This is a genomic window from Methanobrevibacter sp. (assembly GCF_045220775.1).
In the GTDB taxonomy this organism is placed as follows: Archaea; Methanobacteriota; Methanobacteria; order Methanobacteriales; family Methanobacteriaceae; genus Methanocatella.
This window is the reverse complement of sequence record NZ_JBGUWC010000036.1, coordinates 1-6,617: the sequence shown is the minus strand read 5'-3', so window position 1 is coordinate 6,617 and position 6,617 is coordinate 1. Positions and strand designations below refer to the sequence as shown.

Genomic DNA, 6,617 nt, shown 5'->3' with positions numbered 1-6,617 from the left:
TCTGAAAAACAAAAGCTTAAAAAATCAGGACATAATGCTCGTGAAGCTATTGAATATTTCAATAGTATATATCATGATAAAGTTGGGGCGTTAAAGATTGAAGAATATTTCCTTAATAAAGAAATTGAAGATATAAGGGAGCAATTAATTTTAAAGGAAAGAAAATTAAGTAGAATTCAACAAGCTATTGATGAGTTTCATATTGATAAATTATCTAGTTTTAGAGTTGATAGTTATCAAAAAATTATTGATATGTATAACAGACATAATAAAAATAGTACTAAAACCCATAACACTTTCGAGGAGTTTATTCAGGGAAAATATATTCGAGAAGAAATTATTGAAGAGGAAGTTTTGAATTTTCCTGATTGTAGTTTGGATGAGTATTGTTGTGATTTGTTACAATATTATAATGATGTAGTACTTGTAAGTAGGACAGTTTAAAAATTGTTTTGTATCTGGAAATGTCCTACTGTCATATATGACATTATGACAAAATTTTGTACCAGGTTCTTCGGAGAAGTGTCTTACTTTTAGTTACTACTTTTTATTTTTTTATTATTTTTTTTATTAGTTAATAATAATAATAATAATAATAATAATAATAATAATTTATTTTTTATTTTATTTTTTTAAAGTTACGATGACAATATTTATATATAGGTTTTAATAGAAGTATATTCAAGAATACAAAAGTATTCAATTTACCCAAAGAAAAAAATTTTATGAGATGATAATAATGAGTTACATAGCAATTTACAATACAACTGATGAAGAATGGGATTTATACAAACTTAACCGTGAAACTCGTAACCCTACTGGTGGTAGAGTTTTAGGTGGGGAAGTTAGTATTTCCTGTTTGATTGATGCTGCTGAAGATTATGGTATACCAGCGGAAGCTATTCTTGGTAAGGCTAGGGATGTTGATGTCCCTTGCTTTGAATAAATTATTTTTATGATGGGAGGGTCCTTTTATGGGTCGTTCTTATTTTGATGAGACTGCTAAGATGTATGCTACTAGGTTTCCTAGTTGGAGTTTGGAGGCTTGTATGCGTATGAGTGAGATTTTGGAGGATAAAGGTTATAGTGTGGGTAATGTTTATCGTCTTGGTTGTGATCGTCGGTATCATGATGCTTGGATTGTGTATCGTGCTGATGTTCCTAGGTTGGTGGAGCAGTTGTTCCGTCAGCGTATTGTTGTTGAGGTGCAGGCTGAGGGTCATGGTAAGGCATCTATTAATTTTGTTTATGATTATGATGAATCCCATATTTTAGGTGTGGTTAAGCGTTTTTGGAGGAATAATAATCCTGATACTATGGTGGAATCAGTAAAGGAGGATTAAGTTTTATGCGTGAGTTGAAGTTTTTTGTTAAGAATTATGCTGGTAGGGATAATTGGTTGTTGTCTAGTAGGTTATTGTTGGATAGTCTTGGTGGTGGTCGTAGGTTTAGTGTTGAGTGTAGTGATGGTTTTTTATGGTTTTATGAGTTTGTTGTGGATGATGTTAGGGGTGTGGATGATTTGATTTGCAGGACAAGGATTGGTAGTTGTCGTGATGATTTTGTTGAGTATTTTGAGGGGTTGGGTTTTAGGGTTGTGTTGCCTGTGGATTTTGTTTTGTTCTAAAAATGTTTTTTTCTTTTTTATTATTTTTTTTTAAATTTAGTACCTATAAGTTTATATAGTAGATTATCTAATATATGAGTAGGTGAATACAGAAAGTATTCATTTATAAAAAAACCCAAAGAAGAGATGATTCAAAAATGACTATACAAGAAAAAATATGGATGGACGAACTCCGCCAAGAAATGGAACCAACACCATTACCAACCGAAGACGAAATGGACGAACTAGCAAAATACTACGGAGAGGAATAATATGATACTCCAAATAATCCAATTACTACTAATATCACTAGGATTCAATAATACCAATAGCTATAATGCACCAAGAAGCTTACACCCACAACAAAGATACACACAACCTCAAAGGGTAAGGTTTAATATTTCACCATTAACATTGGTAATACTAACTTTCCTTGGAATGATCCTTTTTGTTTTATTCATATTCCTGTTCATGCCAGGAACGGAGTCAGGCGTGGTATATAATCAGTTTGATAGTATTATCTAAAACTTTTTTTCTCCTTTCTTTTTTTTTATCCGTTGACTCTATTTAATATATTCCTATTTTTTATAAATATTACTTGTAGACTAAATAATTTGGTCTACTATAAAATCGACTTAGTGTGATGTCTGACCAGTAAAGAAAAAAAGGGGAAATAATTTAGGGGAGTTCATTCTTTTCATATTTTTCTTTTGGAAAGTTAAAAATTTATAGATTTATTGTTTATTAAATTTCAAAAAAAATTCCTTCTCTCTTTTCAAAAAAAAATGAAAAAAAATGATTCTCCTCCTTTTTTTCTTTTATCTATACTTTTTTTAAAATTAAACCCATAACAATTATATAATATTACCTAAATATATTATTAATATGAGGTACCTTATTCAACAATATTATAGTAAACGAGCAGAATTGGATATAATCCAGAATCGTATAGAAGATTCCTGGAATACCCTATTCACAGTAGGACCTTTCGGACCCATACACCAAATCCAAACTGGCGTATCAATTAGTGGCCATAACGATAGCTTAACTAAACCTGCAATAATCCTATACCTCGTAACAGTACAGGAATTAACCACCGAACAAATCCGCTTAATTGAAAAACAATCCAATTCACTATTATTCACAGTAGACGATTGGACTGATATTGATTTACTAGGATATGGTGAACCAAACGATAAGCAGAAATATTTTGGTTATAATTTCGTAGTACGTGATATTGTTGCACCAAGTATCTTAGGGTCATGGCTAAAAGACTAAAACTGAGGAGGAAAAATCATATCATGTTGAAGAAGACTAGTATAATGTTCCGTGAAGATGTAAAAGAAGGATACAAACATTACCAGTATTTCATCAGACATTGGACAATGGTATTATCAGCATTTGAAAAAACAATGTGTCCAGTACCAGTATATACTTCAATGGATGTTAACAGTGACTTGATTAAAATAGGATTCCATAATAGTGATGGTGATGAGGAAGGTTACCCTGAAATGTGGGATAGCTTAACAAGTTTTCTTAAAGAAGAAGGATTCCATTACCTGCAAGCTAAAAATGAATGGGCAGTTTATATCCACATAGAAGATTTTGTAGAAACGGTACTATCTAAACCAGAATTATACAGATGGGATGGTAGAGAATAATGGTTGAAAAAATCTGTAAAAACTGCACATATTATTTCAGAGATGGGTTCTGCACATATCATTTATCATATTGGAGTCCGGATCATACTTGTCCAAAGTTCACAACAGAAGAACTACCTTTAGATTATGATTTCCTATACCGTCGATGCAAAGACTACATTGATATTTGTGAAATGTATAATCGCCATGAGGAGTTGCGCAAGAAACATCCTGATGATAAAAGCCTTTCTTGTATTGGTACGAGTAATGAGGATTTCTTCCTGCAATGCTGCTTGAATGATTTGCATCGTGAATTAAGTAAATGGAAAACAAAAAAATAGGAGTAATTATTTATGGATAAGATTAGTTTAAGAAAATATAATAAAATAATGATTGTAATTTTACTTGTAATTATCGCTGTTGAAATTTTATGCTTAGCATATCATATTAACTGGGATTTCCTTGCATGGATATTCTGGATAGTATTAGCATTCGACATAGGAGTAATAGCAAGACCATATTTAATTAAAGAAGATGATGAATAATTTCATCATCTTTGAATTAAATTAATGTTTCAAGTTAAAAGAATATTAAACAAACTTGTTGATGTAGCTATGAAACCATTAAAAACATTAACCATAACAGAATTAATAAAGGAACTATCCCAATACCCACCAGAAATGGAAGTATACTATGCAACCAAATATGCTTTAGTACCTTTAGAGGTTAAACAATACGAAAACCGTTGCATAGGCATAGACATGAAACAAGCTGAAAAACATAAATATAAAGAAAAATGACCACTTATGATTTTAAAATTAAATATTACTGGATTAACAATTGAAGAAAGAGATGACTTATTAAGACAATTAGAAGTTATCAAACACCATGTCTACCCTGACTTAAGAGTAAGTTATAGCTTAGTTAAATCTCGTCCTAATAGCATCACTATTGACCAGAACATTGAGGATTCGGAAAAAGCATTATTTCTCCTGCAATGCATACAACAATTACACATAACACATAAACCAGACGACTACTATAATATCGATGAAGATGTAAAATTAATAGCTTCACTAGAACACCACAGGATATGGGAATGACAGATTTGATACATGATTTCAACCGTTGGAATCACAGGCAATATTTGAATAGGTACTGTTTTAACTGCCGAAATTTTTTAGATCATAACCTAAACAAAACCTACATGCTAGGAGTACTGGAATGTGAACACCGAACATTCGAGGTTGAAAAATACCATACACGAGGAATAGCTTGTCCGGAATTCAAACCCACACTAGAATACCGATTAAATAAACTATTAAACTGGAGAAACATATGACTCACAAAACAATTAAAGAATTAAAAGACCTGCTGGAAGATTTCCCGGAGGATATGAAAATAGCTAACCATATCTGCCTATACTGGTTTTATCCCTCCGAATTAAAAGAATACGAAGACCGTATGACTAAAGAAGATTATGAGAAGTTAACTCGTGAAGAAGCTTTAGACTTATGTATCTTTGAAGGTTCATGGGATGATGGTAGTGTAGTGGACTCAGAAAATATGATGGAGCAATTACTGGAGAAATACTATGAAGAAGGATACTAAAGAAATTTCAGCTATTGTAACGGATGTATTTTTTTACAAACCTGAAAAAACTGAGGGTGTGTTTGAATTATATCTTGGTTTGCAAATGTTTGACGGATTAAATAATAGTTTAAAGTTAAGTTTGGATTTTATACCAAAGTTGTTGGATAAATTAGATTTTTTTAAGGATGGTAAGGAGTATTATTTTAATTTATACCATTTAAGGCTGCAATGTTTGTGTAAGGATAAGTATCAGGATACTCCTTTAGGTAAGATGCATAAAGGTTATGAGATAATAGCTATTCGAAGTAATATTCATGAGGATTGGTTAGATGTATAGTAAAGTTCAATTGTTTATGTTGGGTGGTTTAGTTAGTGGAGTTTATGCTTTTGCTTTGTGGTTGTTTTTATTTAATCCAATTTGGTTTTTAAGTGCGGGTTTTGTTTGTACTGTTTATTTTTTTATTGTCTTGTTTTTGGCTTTAGTTTGTAATCTGATTGGTGTTAAGTTTAAGGATCTCTAAAAAAAATATGATGGGTGAGTTTATGTTTAGTTTTAAAAGGAAATTAAAGGTAAGTAGTGAGCAGTTGAATAGTTTATATGCCTGGTATGATGAGAAGCGTTTTAATGCGTATAATGATTTTGTTAAAGCTAATCAGGAAGAGGGTAGGAGCACTAATATCTTTTTGAGTACTGGTAAAACTATTACTGTTAGTTGTGATGGTTGTATGGAGTTGGATGATTTGGGTTTGGTGAGGGTTGTTAATCATAATCCTGATTGTGAGTGGGAGTCTATTTTTCCGTTGCGTGCTGTTGTTTGTGTTGAATCTTGGTTTTGAAAATGATGTCTTATAGTCGTTTATTGTATGGTCGGTTGTGGTGTGAGTTGGAGGGGTATGTTCGGGGGTGTTCTGGTGTTATGGTGAATCGTGATGGTTTGTGTTTTGTGGATTTTGTTACTTTGGATTTTGCGGAGTTTGTGGATTTTACTAATTGTTATGATTTGGATTTTTGGGTTCGGCCTGGTGTGGAGCGGTTTGTTGATGTGGTTGTTACTTTTGTTGGGGATACTTTAGTGGTGTCTTAAGTCTTTTTTTTCTTTTTTCATATTTTTTTGGTGTGTTTGTACCATAAGGTTTATATACTAGTATAACATATATTAATATAGGTGAATACAAAAGTATTCACAAAAACCCAAAGAAAAAAAAGAGATGATAAACATGATGGAAAAAAGAACCCAAAACCAAATATTCAACGAAATCAAAAACGAAAACAAAGAACTCACCGCAGTCGAAATCATAATCAGCCACGAAAACCCAACAAAATGCAGCGTAATCCTAAACGATAAATTATTCAGCTGGGGATACGAAACAACATACAACAATGAATTAATAGCAGGAATCAAAAAAACAATCCAAGGCAAAGAAATATTATTAATCCAATTCATCGACAACGAACTAGCTGAAGGATGGAAACAAGCATACCTCAAAGGAGGCATACCAGAAGAACGCCACGACAGAAGAGTCATACCAAGACAATACAATGACATGAACGAATTATTCTGCGTAGACAGAAACCTCCTCTGGGACATCACAGATGAATTCAAAGGCACACCACACGAACTAACCGAAGAAAAATGTGGCTGGAGATTTCACGCAATCCAGTGGTATAAAAACCACTTAATCTAATTTTATTTTTTTTGAGGAGGATTTATACGATGAGGCATAATAACTATTACAACCAGTACTGTCATAAAATTTTAGGACAATATTATTTTTTC

Annotated in this window: 15 protein-coding genes; all 15 read left to right on the top strand. The window is 32.1% G+C overall.

The features are described from left to right. A partial coding sequence (locus tag ACJROP_RS01865) for a hypothetical protein (RefSeq protein WP_406533802.1) occupies nucleotides 1-444 on the top strand: 444 nt, incomplete at its 5' end. Between the two features lie 295 nt (nucleotides 445-739). Further along, a complete protein-coding gene (locus ACJROP_RS01860) occupies nucleotides 740-946 on the top strand; it encodes a hypothetical protein (protein ID WP_406533801.1) in 207 nt (68 codons plus the stop codon). A gap of 28 nt (nucleotides 947-974) precedes the next feature. Beyond that, nucleotides 975-1,343 carry a hypothetical protein gene (locus ACJROP_RS01855; protein ID WP_406533800.1) on the top strand — a complete coding sequence of 123 codons (369 nt, stop codon included), beginning with the start codon at nucleotides 975-977 and terminating at the stop codon, nucleotides 1,341-1,343. Nucleotides 1,344-1,348: 5 nt separating this feature from the next. Continuing rightward, nucleotides 1,349-1,627 carry a hypothetical protein gene (locus ACJROP_RS01850; protein WP_406533799.1) on the top strand — a complete coding sequence of 93 codons (279 nt, stop codon included), beginning with the start codon at nucleotides 1,349-1,351 and terminating at the stop codon, nucleotides 1,625-1,627. 864 nt (nucleotides 1,628-2,491) lie between these two features. Then, the gene (locus ACJROP_RS01845) at nucleotides 2,492-2,884 is read left to right on the top strand and encodes a hypothetical protein (RefSeq protein ID WP_406533798.1); all 393 of its coding nucleotides are present in this window, start codon (nucleotides 2,492-2,494) and stop codon (nucleotides 2,882-2,884) included. A gap of 23 nt (nucleotides 2,885-2,907) precedes the next feature. Continuing rightward, a complete protein-coding gene (locus tag ACJROP_RS01840; RefSeq protein WP_406533797.1) occupies nucleotides 2,908-3,267 on the top strand; it encodes a hypothetical protein in 360 nt (119 codons plus the stop codon). Next, on the top strand, nucleotides 3,267-3,587 hold the full coding sequence (locus tag ACJROP_RS01835; protein ID WP_406533796.1) for a hypothetical protein: 321 nt from the start codon (nucleotides 3,267-3,269) through the stop codon (nucleotides 3,585-3,587). Before ACJROP_RS01840 ends, ACJROP_RS01835 begins: the two co-directional genes overlap by 1 nt. A gap of 12 nt (nucleotides 3,588-3,599) precedes the next feature. Further along, complete coding sequence (locus tag ACJROP_RS01830) at nucleotides 3,600-3,791, top strand: hypothetical protein (protein WP_406533795.1); 192 nt, start codon at nucleotides 3,600-3,602, stop codon at nucleotides 3,789-3,791. 24 nt (nucleotides 3,792-3,815) lie between these two features. Then, nucleotides 3,816-4,046 (top strand): hypothetical protein, encoded by a 231-nt coding sequence (locus ACJROP_RS01825; protein ID WP_406533794.1) that lies wholly within the window; start codon nucleotides 3,816-3,818, stop codon nucleotides 4,044-4,046. A 299-nt stretch (nucleotides 4,047-4,345) separates the two neighbouring features. After that, nucleotides 4,346-4,588, top strand: coding sequence for a hypothetical protein (locus tag ACJROP_RS01820; protein ID WP_406533793.1), 243 nt, complete (start codon nucleotides 4,346-4,348; stop codon nucleotides 4,586-4,588). Further along, on the top strand, nucleotides 4,585-4,857 hold the full coding sequence (locus tag ACJROP_RS01815) for a hypothetical protein (RefSeq protein ID WP_406533792.1): 273 nt from the start codon (nucleotides 4,585-4,587) through the stop codon (nucleotides 4,855-4,857). Before ACJROP_RS01820 ends, ACJROP_RS01815 begins: the two co-directional genes overlap by 4 nt. Further along, the gene (locus tag ACJROP_RS01810) at nucleotides 4,841-5,176 is read left to right on the top strand and encodes a hypothetical protein (RefSeq protein ID WP_406533791.1); all 336 of its coding nucleotides are present in this window, start codon (nucleotides 4,841-4,843) and stop codon (nucleotides 5,174-5,176) included. The genes ACJROP_RS01815 and ACJROP_RS01810 overlap by 17 nt, the downstream gene beginning before the upstream one ends. A gap of 206 nt (nucleotides 5,177-5,382) precedes the next feature. Next, nucleotides 5,383-5,676, top strand: a complete 294-nt coding sequence (locus ACJROP_RS01805) for a hypothetical protein (RefSeq protein WP_406533790.1) — start codon at nucleotides 5,383-5,385, stop codon at nucleotides 5,674-5,676. An 80-nt stretch (nucleotides 5,677-5,756) separates the two neighbouring features. Continuing rightward, nucleotides 5,757-5,924, top strand: a complete 168-nt coding sequence (locus ACJROP_RS01800) for a hypothetical protein (RefSeq protein ID WP_406533789.1) — start codon at nucleotides 5,757-5,759, stop codon at nucleotides 5,922-5,924. A gap of 133 nt (nucleotides 5,925-6,057) precedes the next feature. Beyond that, nucleotides 6,058-6,525 (top strand): hypothetical protein, encoded by a 468-nt coding sequence (locus ACJROP_RS01795; protein ID WP_406533788.1) that lies wholly within the window; start codon nucleotides 6,058-6,060, stop codon nucleotides 6,523-6,525. The last annotated feature ends 92 nt before the right edge of the window (nucleotides 6,526-6,617 follow it).

Excerpts from the sequence above, each read along its gene's own strand:
- ACJROP_RS01860 (WP_406533801.1), top strand. The coding sequence starts at position 740 with ATGAGTTACATAGCAATTTACAATACAACTGATGAAGAATGGGATTTA.
- ACJROP_RS01855 (WP_406533800.1), top strand. The coding sequence starts at position 975 with ATGGGTCGTTCTTATTTTGATGAGACTGCTAAGATGTATGCTACTAGG.
- ACJROP_RS01850 (WP_406533799.1), top strand. The coding sequence starts at position 1,349 with ATGCGTGAGTTGAAGTTTTTTGTTAAGAATTATGCTGGTAGGGATAAT.
- ACJROP_RS01845 (WP_406533798.1), top strand. The coding sequence starts at position 2,492 with ATGAGGTACCTTATTCAACAATATTATAGTAAACGAGCAGAATTGGAT.
- ACJROP_RS01840 (WP_406533797.1), top strand. The coding sequence starts at position 2,908 with ATGTTGAAGAAGACTAGTATAATGTTCCGTGAAGATGTAAAAGAAGGA.
- ACJROP_RS01835 (WP_406533796.1), top strand. The coding sequence starts at position 3,267 with ATGGTTGAAAAAATCTGTAAAAACTGCACATATTATTTCAGAGATGGG.
- ACJROP_RS01830 (WP_406533795.1), top strand. The coding sequence starts at position 3,600 with ATGGATAAGATTAGTTTAAGAAAATATAATAAAATAATGATTGTAATT.
- ACJROP_RS01825 (WP_406533794.1), top strand. The coding sequence starts at position 3,816 with ATGTTTCAAGTTAAAAGAATATTAAACAAACTTGTTGATGTAGCTATG.
- ACJROP_RS01820 (WP_406533793.1), top strand. The coding sequence starts at position 4,346 with ATGACAGATTTGATACATGATTTCAACCGTTGGAATCACAGGCAATAT.
- ACJROP_RS01815 (WP_406533792.1), top strand. The coding sequence starts at position 4,585 with ATGACTCACAAAACAATTAAAGAATTAAAAGACCTGCTGGAAGATTTC.
- ACJROP_RS01810 (WP_406533791.1), top strand. The coding sequence starts at position 4,841 with ATGAAGAAGGATACTAAAGAAATTTCAGCTATTGTAACGGATGTATTT.
- ACJROP_RS01805 (WP_406533790.1), top strand. The coding sequence starts at position 5,383 with ATGTTTAGTTTTAAAAGGAAATTAAAGGTAAGTAGTGAGCAGTTGAAT.
- ACJROP_RS01800 (WP_406533789.1), top strand. The coding sequence starts at position 5,757 with ATGGTGAATCGTGATGGTTTGTGTTTTGTGGATTTTGTTACTTTGGAT.
- ACJROP_RS01795 (WP_406533788.1), top strand. The coding sequence starts at position 6,058 with ATGATGGAAAAAAGAACCCAAAACCAAATATTCAACGAAATCAAAAAC.